At 62.5% G+C, this 15,653-nt stretch carries 15 protein-coding genes; 8 read left to right on the forward strand and 7 right to left on the reverse strand.

Features of this window, described 5'->3' with window-relative positions; translation table 11 throughout:
- Positions 1-40: 40 nt before the first annotated feature.
- Both G405_RS0113285 and G405_RS16115 read right to left on the reverse strand, forming a co-directional pair.
- The gene (locus G405_RS0113285) at positions 41-1,144 is read right to left on the reverse strand and encodes an LptF/LptG family permease (protein ID WP_022702010.1); all 1,104 of its coding nucleotides are present in this window, start codon (positions 1,142-1,144) and stop codon (positions 41-43) included.
- A 2-nt stretch (positions 1,145-1,146) separates the two neighbouring features.
- On the reverse strand, positions 1,147-2,271 hold the full coding sequence (locus tag G405_RS16115) for an LptF/LptG family permease (protein ID WP_022702011.1): 1,125 nt from the start codon (positions 2,269-2,271) through the stop codon (positions 1,147-1,149).
- Between the two features lie 156 nt (positions 2,272-2,427).
- On the opposite strand from G405_RS16115, the gene G405_RS0113295 reads away from it, so the two are divergent.
- The 4 genes from G405_RS0113295 to G405_RS16125 all read left to right on the forward strand — a co-directional run bounded on the left by G405_RS0113295 (position 2,428) and on the right by G405_RS16125 (position 4,966).
- Positions 2,428-3,897 carry a leucyl aminopeptidase gene (locus G405_RS0113295; protein ID WP_022702012.1) on the forward strand — a complete coding sequence of 490 codons (1,470 nt, stop codon included), beginning with the start codon at positions 2,428-2,430 and terminating at the stop codon, positions 3,895-3,897.
- Positions 3,898-3,955: 58 nt separating this feature from the next.
- Positions 3,956-4,405, forward strand: coding sequence for a DNA polymerase III subunit chi (locus G405_RS0113300; protein ID WP_022702013.1), 450 nt, complete (start codon positions 3,956-3,958; stop codon positions 4,403-4,405).
- A complete protein-coding gene (locus G405_RS16120) occupies positions 4,402-4,704 on the forward strand; it encodes an I78 family peptidase inhibitor (protein ID WP_022702014.1) in 303 nt (100 codons plus the stop codon). The genes G405_RS0113300 and G405_RS16120 overlap by 4 nt, the downstream gene beginning before the upstream one ends.
- Positions 4,705-4,768: 64 nt before the next feature.
- Positions 4,769-4,966: a hypothetical protein gene (locus G405_RS16125; RefSeq protein ID WP_040705777.1), complete on the forward strand. Its 198-nt coding sequence runs from the start codon at positions 4,769-4,771 to the stop codon at positions 4,964-4,966.
- Here the strand turns inward: G405_RS16125 and G405_RS0113315 are convergent.
- Together G405_RS0113315 and G405_RS0113320 are read right to left on the reverse strand one after the other, a co-directional pair.
- A complete protein-coding gene (locus G405_RS0113315) occupies positions 4,963-6,588 on the reverse strand; it encodes an acyl-CoA synthetase (protein ID WP_022702016.1) in 1,626 nt (541 codons plus the stop codon). The two genes, G405_RS16125 and G405_RS0113315, sit on opposite strands and share 4 nt — an antisense overlap.
- Before the next feature lie 117 nt (positions 6,589-6,705).
- Positions 6,706-8,595 carry an ABC-F family ATP-binding cassette domain-containing protein gene (locus G405_RS0113320; RefSeq protein ID WP_022702017.1) on the reverse strand — a complete coding sequence of 630 codons (1,890 nt, stop codon included), beginning with the start codon at positions 8,593-8,595 and terminating at the stop codon, positions 6,706-6,708.
- A 208-nt stretch (positions 8,596-8,803) separates the two neighbouring features.
- On the opposite strand from G405_RS0113320, the gene G405_RS0113325 reads away from it, so the two are divergent.
- Both G405_RS0113325 and ndk read left to right on the forward strand, forming a co-directional pair.
- Positions 8,804-9,508 (forward strand): DUF2268 domain-containing putative Zn-dependent protease, encoded by a 705-nt coding sequence (locus tag G405_RS0113325; protein ID WP_169447531.1) that lies wholly within the window; start codon positions 8,804-8,806, stop codon positions 9,506-9,508.
- Positions 9,509-9,627: 119 nt separating this feature from the next.
- A complete protein-coding gene (gene ndk / locus G405_RS0113330; RefSeq protein WP_022702019.1) occupies positions 9,628-10,050 on the forward strand; it encodes a nucleoside-diphosphate kinase in 423 nt (140 codons plus the stop codon).
- A gap of 60 nt (positions 10,051-10,110) precedes the next feature.
- Here the strand turns inward: ndk and G405_RS0113335 are convergent, their stop codons facing one another.
- Complete coding sequence (locus G405_RS0113335; RefSeq protein WP_022702020.1) at positions 10,111-11,562, reverse strand: S41 family peptidase; 1,452 nt, start codon at positions 11,560-11,562, stop codon at positions 10,111-10,113.
- Positions 11,563-11,693: 131 nt separating this feature from the next.
- On the opposite strand from G405_RS0113335, the gene G405_RS16700 reads away from it, so the two are divergent.
- Together G405_RS16700 and G405_RS17040 are read left to right on the forward strand one after the other, a co-directional pair.
- Positions 11,694-12,929, forward strand: coding sequence for a winged helix-turn-helix domain-containing protein (locus G405_RS16700; RefSeq protein ID WP_084683514.1), 1,236 nt, complete (start codon positions 11,694-11,696; stop codon positions 12,927-12,929).
- Positions 12,930-13,057: 128 nt separating this feature from the next.
- Positions 13,058-13,852, forward strand: a complete 795-nt coding sequence (locus G405_RS17040; protein WP_156861547.1) for a DUF7946 domain-containing protein — start codon at positions 13,058-13,060, stop codon at positions 13,850-13,852.
- Between the two features lie 34 nt (positions 13,853-13,886).
- Here G405_RS17040 and arfB read toward each other — a convergent pair whose 3' ends face one another.
- Positions 13,887-14,300 (reverse strand): alternative ribosome rescue aminoacyl-tRNA hydrolase ArfB, encoded by a 414-nt coding sequence (gene arfB, locus G405_RS0113345; RefSeq protein ID WP_022702022.1) that lies wholly within the window; start codon positions 14,298-14,300, stop codon positions 13,887-13,889.
- 1 nt (position 14,301) lies between these two features.
- On the reverse strand, positions 14,302-15,618 hold the full coding sequence (locus tag G405_RS0113350; protein ID WP_022702023.1) for an MFS transporter: 1,317 nt from the start codon (positions 15,616-15,618) through the stop codon (positions 14,302-14,304).
- Positions 15,619-15,653 lie beyond the last annotated feature (35 nt).

The raw sequence follows: 15,653 nt of genomic DNA on the forward strand, positions 1-15,653 counted from the left end.
AGCTAACCCTGTATCGGATTGGGGCGCCAGCGTCCACGCATCAGCCGTCTTCGGTGGCTGCGATAAAGAATAAACCGGCCAGTGAGAACAGGGCGGGTGTCGTCCAGGCGGCGGTGGGCGGGGTGATCGCCCCGGACGCCCCAAGGCCCAGCATCAGTTCCTGGCTGAAATAGAGAATGAACCCCGCTGTCGCGCCAGCCACCGCGAAGGCGGCTGCACCGCCCAGGCGATGCAGGCGCAAGGTGGCGGCGATGCCCATCAGCGCCGCCGCGACCAGCATGAGCGGCTGAGCCAGAAGCCCGTGCCAGCGCAGCTCATACGCCAGCGATGACAAACCGGCGTCACGCGCGGAATTGATGACGGCGGGCAATTGCCAGAACGACACGGCGCCGGGCGAGCGGGCGCGTTCAAACAGAGCCTGTCGCCCCACATTGGTGGGAAGCGCCACATCGCCCAGAGCCACGGCCTGGCCGCCCGGCGCGTACTCCACCGCGTTCAGAAGGCTCCAGAAGCCGCCATTGAGCTCGGCTTCATCGGCGGTGATGCGTCGATCCAGTGTCGGCGCGCCAGTCTCTGACAGAACATATTGGCGAAACACCGGCTGGGTCAGCGAGGCGTCGTCCGCGCCTTGCTGCTGGGCGGTGATCATGGTGTAGCCGGTCGCCGTCGTCTCACGCAGCCAGACCGGGCCGGACTGGTCCGCGCCGCTGGACTGGCCTTCGCCTTCAAACAGGGCTTCACGCGTGGCTTCGAACCGGGCGTTGGACGCGGCGCCCAGCGGATTGAGCGCCAGCGTGCTGACGGCCCCTGTCAGCGCCGCCAGGATCGCCACCGGCGCCAGAATGCGCCAGGCGGAATACCCTGAGGCGCGCATGACGATCAGTTCAGACCGGCGGTTGAGCCGGAAGAAGGTGAACAACACCCCGAACAGCACGATGAAGGGCAGGGTGTCCTGCACCAGCAGCGGCACTTTCAGCATCGACAGGTGCAGCGCCTGAAAGGCGGAAATGCCGACCCGCGTGCCGATATCGCGGGAGGTTTCGACAAAGTCGATCAGCATGATCACGGCGGTGATGATCAACGCTGCGCCGATCAGCCCGATCAGGGTCTGGATGAAGATATAGCGCCAGAGACGTCCGAACATGCTCAGGCCTCCGCCAGTGTGGCCGGCGAAGGCGCGGGCCGGGGCGCCCGGCGACGCGGGCGCCCGATGATTGCGATCGCAACCGCAATGCCCAGGAGCGGCACGAGGTATTGCACGGCGTTCATGCCGTCATCGGATTCCGCCGCCGCCTGTACGCCAAAGCCCACAAGGCGCAAGATCACGGCGCTCGCGCCGGCGATGATCAGATTGCGCCCATAGCCGATCCGGCGATGTTCGCCGGACATGTAGGCCGCTAGCGCGATCAGCGCGAAGGCCAGGCTGTAAAGCGGAGCGGAGAGCCGGTAATGCCCTTCGGCCAGCAGCCGGTCCTTGCCGCCGGCGCGGGCGATGTCCGCAGGGGTGGGGCGCAACAGCTCGGAGAGGAATTTGTCGCTCTCCTTGAAGAACAGCGAGGCCGTGTTGTCCACGAACACGGTGAGCTCGACCTTGGTGCTGTCAAAACTGAGATTGGTCAGAACGCCCGACTGGTCGATCTGGGTGCGCACCCCGTCTTCGAGCAGCATGACCGGGCCGCGTTCTGTCGCGGCGATCCGGCCGCGCCGGGCGGCGTAGGCGGCGGACTGGCCGGTGCGCCGGTCGACGATGAAGACGTCATTGAGCACGCTGTCATCACTGATCTCGCGCACATAAAAGGTCACCTGATCGCCCAGCGGCACAAACTCGCCCTCGCGCATAAAGCTGGCGGCGAGGTCGGTGCGAATCTCGAACAATTGCTGGCGCATCTCGCGAAAGCTCGCCGGCTGGACGAACAGATTGATCACCAGATTGACCAGGACCACATAGATGGCGAGGCGCAGGAAGGGGCTGACGCGCTGGAACCGGCTCATGCCCGCCGCCGCCGCGACCGTCAGTTCAGAATCGCTCGTTAGCCGGTTGAGAGAAATCGCCACGGCCAGAAACACCGCGATCGGCAGCAGGAGCGCGATCACCTGCGGCATGGCCAGCACGGTGATGTAGATCAGAACCAGCGCCGTTTCACCGCGTTCCGCCATCAGATCGAGATTGGAAAGCGACTGGGTCAGGACCGCCAGACCGGTCAGCGCCGCCATGGCGCCCAGGAAGGGCCAGAGCGCCTGTCTGAAAGTATAGCGTTGAAACAGGGTCATTCGGCGCCAATGTGTGAACGGACGAGCAGTCAGTATCCATGAAGACCGCATCTTCTAACGCGGGTTGGGATGCGATACCACTGCCCGCATGGAGTTCTCCAACGGGCCGCGCGGTCCTCGCGCGCCGTAATCTTGCAGATACTAGAAAGGCTTGCCATGAAAATCCTGTTTGCCGCCTCAGCGTCTGGCGATGCAGTTGCAGCGCCGGTTTACGCCGACCGCAAATTGTCGGACGCCGCGAAGGCGCTTGATTCGGCGACCTCCGGCGCAGTGACCCGCGCGATTGAAGCGTCTCGTTTCAAGGGCGGCGCCGGCGATCTTCTGGAAATTGCAGCGCCGGCGGGCGTGGATGCGACTCGCATCGTGCTGTTCGGTCTGGGCGAGAAATCCAAGCTCGACGGCAATGGCGCCGAGAAAGCCGTGGCGGGCGTGATCAAGTCGGTCCTGACGTCTGGCGCCAAGGCGGTGTCCGTGCATCTGGACGGCGACGCTGATCAGCTGTGCCGCGGCGCGCTGGGCGCGACCCTGGCGAGCTACCGGTTCGACACCTATCGCACCAAGCTGTCAGAGGACAAAAAGCCCTCCGTCACCAGCGTCGAGATGGTGTCCAGCCACGCCTCCGCAGCTGAAAAGCTCTGGGCTCAATGGGGTCCGGTCGCCGACGGCGTGACCCTGGCGCGTGACCTCGTCAACGAAACCCCGAACGCGCTCTATCCCGAAAGCTATGCCGAGAAGGTCAAGGAACTCAGCAAGCTGGGCCTTGAAATTGAAGTCTTCGGTGAAGAGGAGATGGAGAAATACGGCATGCACGCCCTGCTGGGTGTGGGCCAGGGTTCGGTGCGCGAATCCAAAATGGTCGTGATGAAGTGGAATGGCGGCAAGTCCGGCGACAAGCCGCTCGCCTTCATCGGCAAGGGCGTCACCTTTGACTCCGGCGGCATCTCGCTGAAGCCGGGCCAGGGCATGGACGAAATGAAGGGCGATATGGGCGGCTCCGCCGCTGTGGTCGGCCTGATGGCCGCGCTCGCCGGTCGTAAAGCCAAGGCGAACGTCATCGGCGTGATCGGCCTGGTCGAGAACATGCCGGACGGCAACGCCCAGCGTCCGGGCGACATCGTCAAATCCATGTCCGGCCAGACCATCGAGATCCACAACACCGACGCCGAGGGCCGCCTCGTTCTGGGCGATGTGCTGTGGTACACCCAAGACCGTTTTGATCCGAAATTCATGATCAACCTCGCAACCCTGACCGGCGCCATCCTGATTGCGCTGGGCCATGAGCATGCGGGCGTGTTCTCCAATGACGACGACCTGGTCGCCAAGCTGGAGAAAGCGGGCAAGGCGTCCGACGAAACCGTGTGGCGTCTGCCGATTGGTCCGGAATACGACCGCCAGATCGACACCCCGAACGCAGATATGAAAAACGTGGGCGAGGGCCGTCTGGCCGGCTCGATCACCGCGGCGCAATTCCTCAAGCGTCACGTGAACGAGAAGCCCTGGATCCATATCGACATCGCCGGCACCGGCATGCATGCGGGCTCCAAGGATCCGCGTCAGCCCACCTTCGGCACCGGCTATGGCGTGCGCCTGCTGGACCGTCTGGTGCGTGACAACTTCGAGGGCTAACGCCCTTTCCGCAGCGCCCCCGGCCTCGTGCCGGGGGCGTCGCCATTCAGGACGCAACATGGCTGAGCTGTGGTTCTATCATCTGGAAAACGCCAGCATTGACCAGGCGTTGCCGGAGCTTCTGACCAAGCTGACCGAACGCGGCGGCCGCGCTCTGGTGTGCAGCCAGGAAGAGGCGCGCCTTGATCATCTCGATGCGCATTTGTGGACCTTCCGCGAAGACAGCTTCCTGCCTCATGGCCGCGACAGCGCGCCTCAACCCGAAGACCAGCCGATCCTGCTGTCTGATGGGACGGATAATCTCAACAAAGCTGACATGCTGTTCTGCCTGGACGGCGCCGATCCCGGCGATGTGTCCGCCTGGGAGCGGGTGGTGGTGATGTTTGAAGCGTCCGACGAAACCAGCCTGGCGCGAGCCCGCGCGCTCTGGGCCGCCCAGAAAAAGTCTGATATTGCCATTAGCTATTGGCGGCAGAACGAAATGGGCCGCTGGGAGCGCAAAGCATGATCCGTACACTCACCCTCATCGCCGCTGGTCTGACGCTGACCGCCTGCGCCTCCATGCCGCTGGAAACCGGGCCACAATCGGAGTTCGCGCCGGAGACCGGGGACCAGATGCAACTCTGCGCCGCAGAGGCCTATCAGGTGCTGGTGGGCCAGCCCGTTGGCGGGGTGCACACTGACAGCCTGCCGCGTCCGCACCGGGTGTATGGGCAGGGCGATCCCGTGACCATGGACTACCGCCCCGACCGCCTGAACATCGTCGTCGGCGATGACGGCACGGTGGCCGAAGTGAAGTGCGGTTAGGTTTCGTTTCCCCACATTTGATCCATTGAAGCATACACTCAGCTCATCTGAGTCGGAGGCGTTCATGCTTCATACGGATGACGAGAACGATATATGGCTCGACGCCTTTTCAGCGGTTCTTGCCGAGCCGAGTGCAGACGAAAGGTCGTTCTTTGAAGACCGCCGTCAGCAAGGCTTGGGCGTCGGCCTCGATGAGACAGGCAATTTGATGCACGCGACGAGTGGTCCTTCCACGCCCCCGAGCTTGTCCTCTGATCGCTAGCCCATCTCCCGCGCCCGTTCGCGCAGCATGAATTTCTGGATCTTGCCGGTGGCGGTTTTGGGCAATTCGCCGAACACCACCAGACGCGGCGCCTTGAAGTGCGCCAGATGCTCGCGGGCATAGGCGATGATCGCCTCAGGCGTCACATCGCTTCCGCCCTTTAACTCAATGAAGGCGCACGGGGTTTCGCCCCATTTGGCGTCAGGTTTGGCGACCACGGCGGCCGCCGCCACATCGGGATGGCTGTAGAGCACATCCTCCACCTCGACCGAGGAGATGTTCTCGCCGCCCGAGATGATGATGTCTTTCGACCGGTCCTTGATCTCCACATGGCCGTCGGGATGGGTGACAGCGAGATCGCCGGTGTGAAACCAGCCGCCCGCAAAGCTCTTTTGCGTGGTGGCGGGGTTCTTGAGATACCCTTTCATCACTGCATTGCCGCGGATCATGATCTCCCCAAGGCTTTCCCCGTCCCAGGGCAGCGGCTCCAGGGTTTCCGGGTTCGCCACCATCAGGTCTTCCTGGGTGATGTAGGGCAGGCCCTGACGCGCCTTCAGCCGCGCGCGCTCTTTCAGCGGCAGCTCATCCCATTCCGGCTTCCAGGCGCAGGCGATGGAGGGACCGTAGACTTCCGTGAGGCCGTAGGTGTGCGTCACCGTCACGCCCATCGCCTCCATCCCCGAAATCACGCTGGCGGGCGGGGAGGCGCCGGCGGTCATCATCGCGACGGGGTGATCAAATGTGGGCCGTTCCTTTTCAGGCAGCTGGATCATCATGCTCATCACGATGGGCGCGCCACAGAGGTGTGTGACCTTGTGCTCGGCGATGGCGGACAGGATGGCGAAGGGTTCGACCTTGCGCAGGCAGACATTCACGCCCGCCTTGGCCGCTATGGTCCAGGGGAAGCACCAGCCATTGCAGTGAAACATGGGCAGCGTCCACAGATAGACAGGGAAATGGGGCAGATCCCATTCCATGGCGTTGCCGAGAGCATTGAGATAGGCGCCGCGATGATGGGTGACGACACCCTTGGGATCGCCCGTGGTGCCCGAGGTGTAATTGAGCGCAATGGCGTCCCATTCATCGGTCGGACGATGAAACTCAAAGTCCGGATCGCCCTCTTTCAGGAAGGCCTCGTACTCGATCTCCCCGATCAGATCGCCATGCTCGGCGAGGGGATCGTCGATATCGATGATCAGGGGCTTTGTCTCTAGCGCCTCGACGGCCTGAGCGATGACGGAGGAGAATTCGCGATCCACCAGGATCACCTTGGCTTCGCCATGCTTGAGGATGAAGGCGATCGCCTCTGCGTCGAGCCGGATATTGAGGGCGTTGAGCACGGCGCCGGACATGGGCACGCCGAAATGCGCGTCCACGAAGGCGGGAATGTTCGGCGCCATGACCGCGACCGTATCGCCTCTCTTTACGCCACGCTTTGACAGCGCCGAGGCCAGGCGGACCGAGCGTTCATATACCTCGCCCCAATTGCGGCGGATATCGCCATGGATCACGGCGAGTTTTTCAGGATAGGCGCGGGCGGTGCGCGTCAGAAAGCTGATCGGGCTCAGCGGCACATGGTTCGCCGCGTTGCGATCAAGATCGGTGTCGTAGATAGAGCCCATGTCAAAACACTCCCCGGGATCACGTTCTCAAGACGTTTGATCCGCATTTGGACACGGGGAGTGTCTCTGGACAAGGTGACCGCCGGTCACACGACTTTAGGCTTAGACCGTCGGGGTTTATCCGGCCTGCGCCGCCCGCGTCGCCGCCTCGAGCGCTTCTTCGGCTTCCAGCCACGCCATCTCCGCCTCGTCGATCAGATCCACGCATCTGGAACGTTTCTTGGTCAGCTCGGTTGCGAGGTTGGGGTCCTTCTCCCACAGGCCATCGACCGCGAGCCCGGCGTCGATCTTCTCAAGCACGCCTTTGAGGCGTTCGATCTCTTTCTCGCATTTGGCCGCTTGCGCCCTCAAGGGTTTGAGCTTTTCGCGCGCGGCTGCGGCGTCGCGCCGGTCCTGGGTCTTCTGTCCGCCTAAGGGTTTGGATTTGTCGCGGGGTTTGACTTCGCCCGCCAACAGCTCTCGGCGGTAATCATCCATATCCCCGTCATAGGGCTTTATCGTGCCGTCCGCGGCGAGCCAGAGCCGGTCTACGCAGCTTTCGATCAGATCCCGGTCGTGGGAGATGATGATCACCGCGCCCTCGAAGGCGTTGATGGCGTTTTTCAACGCTTCACGACTGTCGATGTCGAGGTGGTTGGTCGGCTCGTCGAGGATCAGAAGATGCGCGCCGTCAAAGGTGATGAGGTTCATCAGAAGGCGCGCCTTCTCGCCCCCTGACAAATTCTTCGCCGGCGTTTCCTGACGGTTGGCGGGCAGGCCGAAGCGGGCGAGGCGGGCGCGGCGCTCGGCTTCAGTGGCGTCCTCCATGCGCTCGAGCACATGGGTGTAGGCGGAATGATTGGCCGACAGGGCGTCGATCTGATGCTGGGCGAAATGGGCGACCACGGCCTTCTTATGCATGCGCATGGCGCCGTCGGTGACTTTCAGCGCGCCGGTCAGGAGCTTGGCGAAGGTGGATTTGCCCGCGCCATTGCGGCCCAGCAGACCAATGCGGTCATCGGTGTCGATGCGCATGTCCATGTTGCGAAGGATCGGCTTGTCGTCTGAATACCCCGTCGCGCAGGCGTCAAAGCGCACCAGCGGATTGCCCATGCGGCGCTCGGCGTGCGGAAACTCAAACGGCGCGACCGGGTCTTCCACCATGGTGGCGACAGGTTGCATCTTCTCCAGCCGTTTGACGCGCGACTGGGCCTGTTTGGCCTTGCTCGCCTTGGCCTTGAACCGGTCGACGAAGGCTTGCAGGTGACGGCGTTCGTCTTCCTGCTTCTCCACCATCTTCATCTGCAGGCGCTGACGCTCGGCGAGCTGGCGCTGGAACTGGTCATAGCCGCCATCCCAGACCGACAGCTTGAGATCCTTGAGGTGGACGATGGAATGCACGGATGAGTTCAGAAGGTCGCGGTCGTGCGAGATGATCAGCGCGGCGCCGGGAAATTTCTGAAGGTGGGTCTCCAGCCAGACCGCGCCTTCCAGATCGAGATAGTTTGTCGGTTCATCCAGCAGCAACAGGTCGGGCTGGGCGAACAGGGTCGCCGCCATCGCCACGCGCATGCGCCAGCCGCCGGAAAACTCGGCGCAGGCGCGCCCCTGATCGGTCGAGGTGAAGCCCAGACCATTGAGGATCGCGCCCGCGCGCGCCTCAGCCGAGTGCGCGTCAATATCGGCGAGCCGGGTCTGGATGTCCGCGATGCGATGCGGGTCCGTCGCGGTTTCCGCTTCCGCCAGCAGGGCTGTGCGCTCAAGATCAGCGGCCAGAACGAAATCCATCACCGGGGTCTGCCCCGCCGGGGCTTCCTGGGCCACCGTGCCGATACGGGCGCCGGGCTGCAGGCTTACTGAGCCGTCATCGGGGGTGGCGTCGCCCAGGATCAGCCGGAACAGCGTGGATTTGCCCGTGCCGTTGCGCCCCACCAGCCCCATGCGGGTCTTGGCGGGCAGGAACAGCGTCGCCTGGTCAAACAAGAGGCGCCCGTCGATACGGTGGGAGAGGTCATTGATGTGCAACATAAGGCGTGCCGGTTACATCGCCCTGACGCGGCGGGCAAGCCGATTGCGCGGAGGCGAGTGACCCTCAGGCTGTCCAACTTGTCATGGATTGGTAATCCCAGGCCCATGACGGGAGCGTTAGTCATGACGGCATAACATTACAGAACACAGGTTGGTTATGGTCAGAACACTTACGCTCGCCCTCATGCTGGGCGCTTCGGGGGGCACGATGGTCGCGCTTGCCCATCAGCCCGCCGACAGCGTGCAAAGTGCGGTTTCCGTATCGTTTGAAACAGGCTCGGAGCATGACTTCACGGCATCAGAACGCGCGGTGATTTCACGGATTCTCACTGCGGCGCATCAAGCGACGCAGGCGGATTTTCCCGCGCTGCCTGACAGCGTCTCCGTGACGGTCGTGCCGATTCACCGTCCCGGCGTGGACGCGCTGGGCGGGGTGACAGGCCGGGCGCAGCGCCCTGGCGAGCTGGTGATCGAGCTCTCGGTCACCTATCCGGGCGGCGTCGAAGCGGCGGCGCAGGCAGGCCTGATGCGCACCGGGCTGCATGAGATGCACCATCTGGCGCGCGGCTGGACCATCGAAAACAACGCCTTCGGACCGGGAATCGCCATTGCGGCCGCCAATGAGGGCCTCGCCGAGATCTATGCGGAAGCTTATGAAGGACGAGAGACGGCGTATGAGCCGCTCGACGACGACACCTTCCGCGCCTGGGCCGAGGAAATCCGGGCGCTGCCGCGCCGCGCCAATTACGGGCACTGGATGTTCGCCCATCCTGACGGCCGCGAAGCGGTCGGCTATCGCACCGGCGCCGAGCTCGTGCGGCAGGCCATGGCGAACTCGGGACTGGGCATTGTGGAGATCAGCGCACACAGCCCCGATGAAATCTGGCGCATGGCGGGTTTTGAGGGGCTTTAGGGCCATGAGATCAGCGCCAATGGCGGACACGGGTTTTCATACCCGTCCGGCATGGCTATAAGCCGCGGCAAATCCATTCCCCTCTCAATCCTTGAGAGGCCAGACAGGGACTCCGTCACATGGCGATCCAGCGCACCTTCTCCATCATCAAACCCGACGCCACCGCGCGTAACCTCACCGGCGCCATCAACGCCAAGATCGAGGAAGCCGGCCTGCGCATCATCGCTCAGAAGCGCATCCGTCTGAGCAAGGATCAGGCTGAAGGCTTTTACGCCGTGCACAAAGAGCGTCCGTTCTTCGGCGATCTCGTGAGCTTCATGATCTCCGGCCCGGTGGTCGTGCAGGTTCTGGAAGGTGAAGACGCCATCGCGAAATACCGCGAAGTCATGGGCGCCACCAACCCGGAAGACGCTGCGCCCGGCACCATCCGCAAGGAGTTCGCAGAATCCATCGAAGCCAACTCCGTGCACGGGTCTGACGCGCCGGAAACCGCCGCTCAGGAAATCCCGTTCTTCTTCTCCGACGACGAAATCGTCGGCTAATCTGCGCCAGCAGAGCTGAACGCAAAACCCCGGCGGAGCGATCCGCCGGGGTTTTTTGTGTCAGCGCCCCTGACGCTCGATATGAGCGATCGCAGCGTCCAGCATCACATCGCCCTGATCGCCCAGCCTCGGGCCGGGCAAGCGAACATCCGGCTCCAGCGGGTGGGTGTGTGTGTCGCCATTGGGGCGGATGATCAGCGCCTTGGGATAGCCCGCAACAAGGCCAGAATGGGGCAGGGTGAACTGCTCCATGGCGCCCAGCGTGGTGGTCATGTCGGTGCTGGCTTCGCCGATCACAGCGCCAAAGCCATAATCTTGCACAATCGCGCCCACCGAGACGGCGTTGGAAAAACTGCGCCGGTCAACGAGCGCATAAACCGCGCCCTCAAACCGCCGTCCGTCGCGGGGATGGGCGTAGGGCAGCTCAAAGCTCACCGTTTCGCCATTGGGCGCGCTGTCATAAAGGTCAGCGAGCGTCTGGGAGATGCTGGAAACGCCTTCAGACGTGGTGTCGATCCGCGCCTGATTGGAAGCTGTCGTTTGTTCACTGACGCGAATGCGGAACTCTGAGGCGAAGCGGAACGGGCGGTCGGCGAACCAGGAGATAACCGGATCTGACCAGGAATTGTCCCCGCCCGGATTGTCCCGAACATCGAGGATCAGCGCCTGCGCGCCGTGATCGATGAAGCGCTCAAAGGCGTCGTCGATGAAAGCTGTGTAGGCGGCCAGCGCCTCGGGGTCATAGGCCTCTTGCGGGGTCTGGGCGGCCGTATTGTAAAACGGACCGGGACGCAGATACGCGATGTCGCCTGTCAGCATGCGGGCGTCGCGGCCGGACAGATCAATGCGCTCAACGCCCTCGCGGTCAGACAGCGCCGCCATGGGAACGGCGTCGAGCTCGACCTGACGTCTGACGCCCGCCGCGTCTTCAAGCTCGAGCGTGAAGCGCGGGCGCGGGCCGTATTCCAGCCAGATATAATACAGCTCCATGCCCTGCATCTGGCTGTAGGCGAGGGCGGGCGTATCCGCGGAGATGTTGCGGGTCAGGCGCGCCAGCCAGTCCGCATTGGACGCGCCTTCCAGCATCATGATCCGGTCGCCGGGGCGCACGCTGGAACCAGTCGGCGCCTGGGTGACGATCACCTCGCCCTCGCGCACCTCAAAGCCCAAGGGAAAGACCAGAGCTTCATCAGACATATAGTCGAGAAAGCCCGGATTGAATCCCTCAATGCGCGTATGGGCGATTTGGGCATGGGCGGCGAAGCGCTGCAGGGCGCTGTGAAAGGCGACCGGGCTGATCGGACCGTCCTCGAGCCTGTCTTGCAGCTCCTGGTAATACTGGTCAAAGACCGGCTTGGGCGTGTTGACGTAAAGATCGAAATGCGCCGCTTGCAGCCCTTCATAAAGCGCCTGCGCATCTGCTTGCGCGTCGCTGGTGGAGATCATCTCCTGCGCCTGACAGGTGGGCAGCAAGGCGGCGGCGAGCGCGCCGAGCAAAAGGGACCGAAGCATGTGTGTCTTCCTGAACTGTGTGGCGCCCCGAACTGGACGCTCATTCACACAAGATCGACGGGTGCGAGATTGCCATGACCATCGCTTCCTGATTGTCTGACCTTTCCTCCTTTTACCGCGTCAGGACTGAAATGAGAGCTGAAACCGCGTTCCGGATGGGAGCCTGGCGAGTCGATCCGGTGCAGAACCAGCTCACGGGACCTGAAGGCGTCGTGGAGCTGGAGCCGCAGGTGATGGATCTGCTGGTCTATCTGGCTGAAGCGAACGGCGCGGTGCGCTCGAAAGACGAGATCGCCGCTGCGCTCTGGCCAGGCGCCAGCGTCAATGACGACGCTTTGTCGCGTACGGTCTGGAAGCTGCGTCAGGCGCTGGGAGATGACGCGAAATCCCCGCGCTATGTGCAGACAGTGTCCCGGCGCGGCTATCGCCTGCTTGAACCGGTCGAGCCGGTCAAAGACTCGCCCCAGACGCCCCTGGGCAAGGTGGGCGCGCCGGTTCTGGCGGCGTCGGCGGCGGTGTTGATGATCATTCTGGTCGGGGCGAGCCTTTTGTCTCGAAGCGGGGAGGCGCCGCGTCCGGAGCCTTCTATCCAGACAAACGATGAGACCTCGGCGCTGCTTGATCGCGCGGACGGCTTTTACGCCCAGTATACGCGCTCGGACAATGAAGCGGCCTTGCGGCTTTATGAGCGGGTGCTGGCGCAAGATCCGGGCAATGCGGCGGCGCTTGCGGGGCAGGCGAACGCCCTGACCCAGCGGGTGATCCGCTGGGGGCTTGAGGGCGAAGCGAACCGAACCACGCTGACCGAGGCGCTTCAGTCCGGCGAAATGCAGACGCCGCGCGCGCAAGCGGCGCTCTTGCGCGCTGAAGCGCTGGCGCAAGAGGCGACCGAGCTTGACCCCGGACACGCTCGCGCCTGGCGAGCGCTGGGGCTCATCAAGGCGGCGCAATCAGACTTTGACGCCGCACGACGCGCCTATGACCGGGCGCTGGTGATCGACCCTGAGAACTGGGGCGCGATGATCAATTTGTCAGAGCTTGAAGAGCTGACAGGCCATCCCGAGCGGCAGGCGGAGCTTCTGGCGCGCAGTTTTGAAGCCATGTCACGTGATTACGCCGCCAATCCCGTCGCCATCCGGCCCTGGCAAAGCGCCGTGGGCCTGTCGGTGGCGCGCTTGCGGGCCGAGGCAGGCGCGCCGCAACAGGCCGAGCTGTGGTATCGCCGCGTTCTGGCGCTGGATCCGCTGAACGCTGACGCTGTGACTGGTCTTGCTGCAGTATTGCGGGCGGGCGGGGATGTGGCGGGCGCCGACTCGCTGTGCCGCGAGCTGGAAGCGGCGGGCGGAGGGCGCTGTTCAGTTTATTAATAAGAGTGCGCCAGTAATTCACTCCCTGGGAGCAAGGCGCTTGCCTAAAAGGGGAATCCTGTGAAAGTTTGTCTAGACGTTGAGGGCTTCCCGGATGAGTTCGGATGCCAGCTGCCTCGGAGACAAAAATGCAAGATGGATGGAAGCTGAAATATGATGGTGATCTCTCGAGTAAGGGGCTCATGGACCTTTCTCTAGCGGGTGAGTCTCTATCAGGTTTTGGAATCAGTTTTAATAGAGTTATTTATTATTTAGAGCATCAAAAGGTTAGATATAAGGGGCCTTACTCAGAGCAGAATAAAGTTCTGATATCGGCACCTCATAAGGGTAGTGTTGAGTATGATCTAGCTGTCTTGCTAAGTGGGCCGGCTGCGGGTTTAGGGTATAACCTTACATCTAGTTTTGTTTATGATTTCATAAAATCTGTTTTTAGAAGGGCTACTGGGCAAGATTCGCCTGATGAAGTGAAGTCTTGGGAAAGGGTGGCGACAAAAGGGACATTTGACGCTGTCGCTGACTCAGTTGTTGATCCGCTAAAGAGAGCTCATGCACCCATTGGTTATTCTGCGAATAATATTTATATATTTAATGGTCCAGCTTCGGTTCAATTTAATGGCGATACAAAATCCTTTTTAGAGGAAGAGGTTTTTGATCCTGTTTCATTCGAAGATATTGCTGTGGTGAATTCGATGAATGGAAACAATAGGTCTGGAAGGGTTTATCTTTCAGAGGAGGAAAGAGGTGTTTCGTATATTTTAGGAGAGGAGGTAAGCGATCAGACTATTGATGCATTGCTTTGGAGTCATTCGCAATACTATCGCAGAAGGGATGCGAATATTGCTATTTCTTATCGGGCATTTCGTCGACCGGATGGGAAGGTGAAGAGGGTTATTGTGGATGCGGCTGCAATGATTGAGGATTAGTTTTTCCTTTTATTGCTGTTGCGTGTAAGCCCCTCTAATCCATTCTTGGTTTCTGACGCATCGCCTTGGTCTGGCTCTTCTTCGCCTTCTTGTCTTTCTGGCGCTTGATCGAGCTGAGCGAGGGGCGGGATTTGATGCGCGGCTTGGGCTTGCGGCTCGCCTGTTCGATCAGGCGTTTGAGACGGGTGCGCGCCTCGGCGCGATTGCGCTCCTGAGAGCGGTGGTCTTCTACATGCAAGATCAACACGCCGTCCTGGGTCATCCGCGTGCCGGCGAGGCGCACCAGGCGCTGCTTGATCGCGGCGGGCAGGTCGCTGGCGCTGACGTCAAAGCGCAGCTGCACCGCGCTCTCGGTCTTGTTCACATGCTGTCCGCCCGGCCCGGAGGATCGCACGAAGCGCTCGGTGATCAGGCTTTCATCAATGCTGAGATCGTCGGTGATGCGCATATCAGCCAGAAACGGGTTTGAGCGAAACGGCGAGCCCTGCGCCGGCCAGGGCGCTGACGGCCAGTCCGATCATGACCCAGGGACCGCTCAGTTGATAGAGCCCGCCCATGATCAGCCCATAGACCAGCAACAAGACGCCGATCAGGGTGTTGGAGACGGCGGTGTAGCTGGCGCGCGTGTCTTCATCGGCCAGGTCGACCAGATAGGTGGACCGGCCCAGCCGCACGCCCTGATGCCCGAAGGCGAGCACGAACAGAACGCCCGCGTGAAAGAGCATCAGCTCGGACCAGGGCGCAGCCAGCAGAAGGCTCGCCCCGCTTGCCAGGCACGCTGCAGCGCCCGCCAGCCCGCCGGCGGCGAGCACCCAGCGGCTGGATTTGTCCGCCAGTCGCCCCCACGCCCAGCCGCTGACAAAGCCGGCGCTGGCGGACGCCACCAGAAACCCGCCAAGGCCCGCAAGCTCCGCCCCGGTCCGGTTCTGTGCGGCGGACACCAGGAAGGGCGGGGCGATGGAGGTGGCGATCATCAAGGTTCGTGCGGCGACGAACTGACCAAAATCGCGATCCGTCCAGAGCAGACGGATCTGCTTGATCGCCTCAGGAAAGGCGTTCGCGCCGCCCTCGGTCGAACCGGGCGCTTCAGCGAGCTGCAGGTAGATGAAGGCCGCAGTCACCCACAATGCGGCGCCGAGAAACAGGAGGCCCGCAATCACCGGCGCGCCTGTGTCGGGCGAGACCACGAGAAGCGCCCCGAAGACCAGCGCGACCAGGCCGGAAACCGTGGTGGCGTAGCCGCTGACCGCGCCGCGGCGGGTTTTGGAGACGGTCTTGCCCAGCACGTCCTTGTGACTGACCGAGCACAGGCTGCGCGCCACTGCGAACAGAGCGACCATGGCGATCAGCAGCCAACCGGCCAGCGCGCCGTCGAGCGTCAGCGCGATCACGCCCATGATCACCAGCGCCAGCGCCTGACCCAGCGAGCCCGCCGCCCATATATATTTGCGTTTTTCGCGCTGGCGTATCGCGGAGGCGATAAAAAGCTGAGGCAGGAGGGCGCCCGCCTCGCGCGCTGGGGCGAGAAGCCCGACCAGAAAGGCGGGGGCGCCCAAGGCGCCCAGCAGCCAGGTCAGGGTGAGTTTGGGATCGACCAGCGCATCGCCGGTCTTGGTCAGGCTCAGTGAAAGGGTGGAGAAGACCCAGTTGCGCGGCTGATGCTGACAGGCGCTTTCCGGCACGTCCTTGCAGACCCGCGCTTCGTCATCATCGTACAGCGCGGAGTAGACAGTCTCTGAAAGGGTGTCTGCCGGCGTCTCGTTCATCGGTGTCTCCTGTCACGGCCATGCGTGAACGTGAG

Source organism: Oceanicaulis alexandrii DSM 11625 (assembly GCF_000420265.1).
Taxonomy (GTDB): domain Bacteria; phylum Pseudomonadota; class Alphaproteobacteria; order Caulobacterales; family Maricaulaceae; genus Oceanicaulis; species Oceanicaulis alexandrii.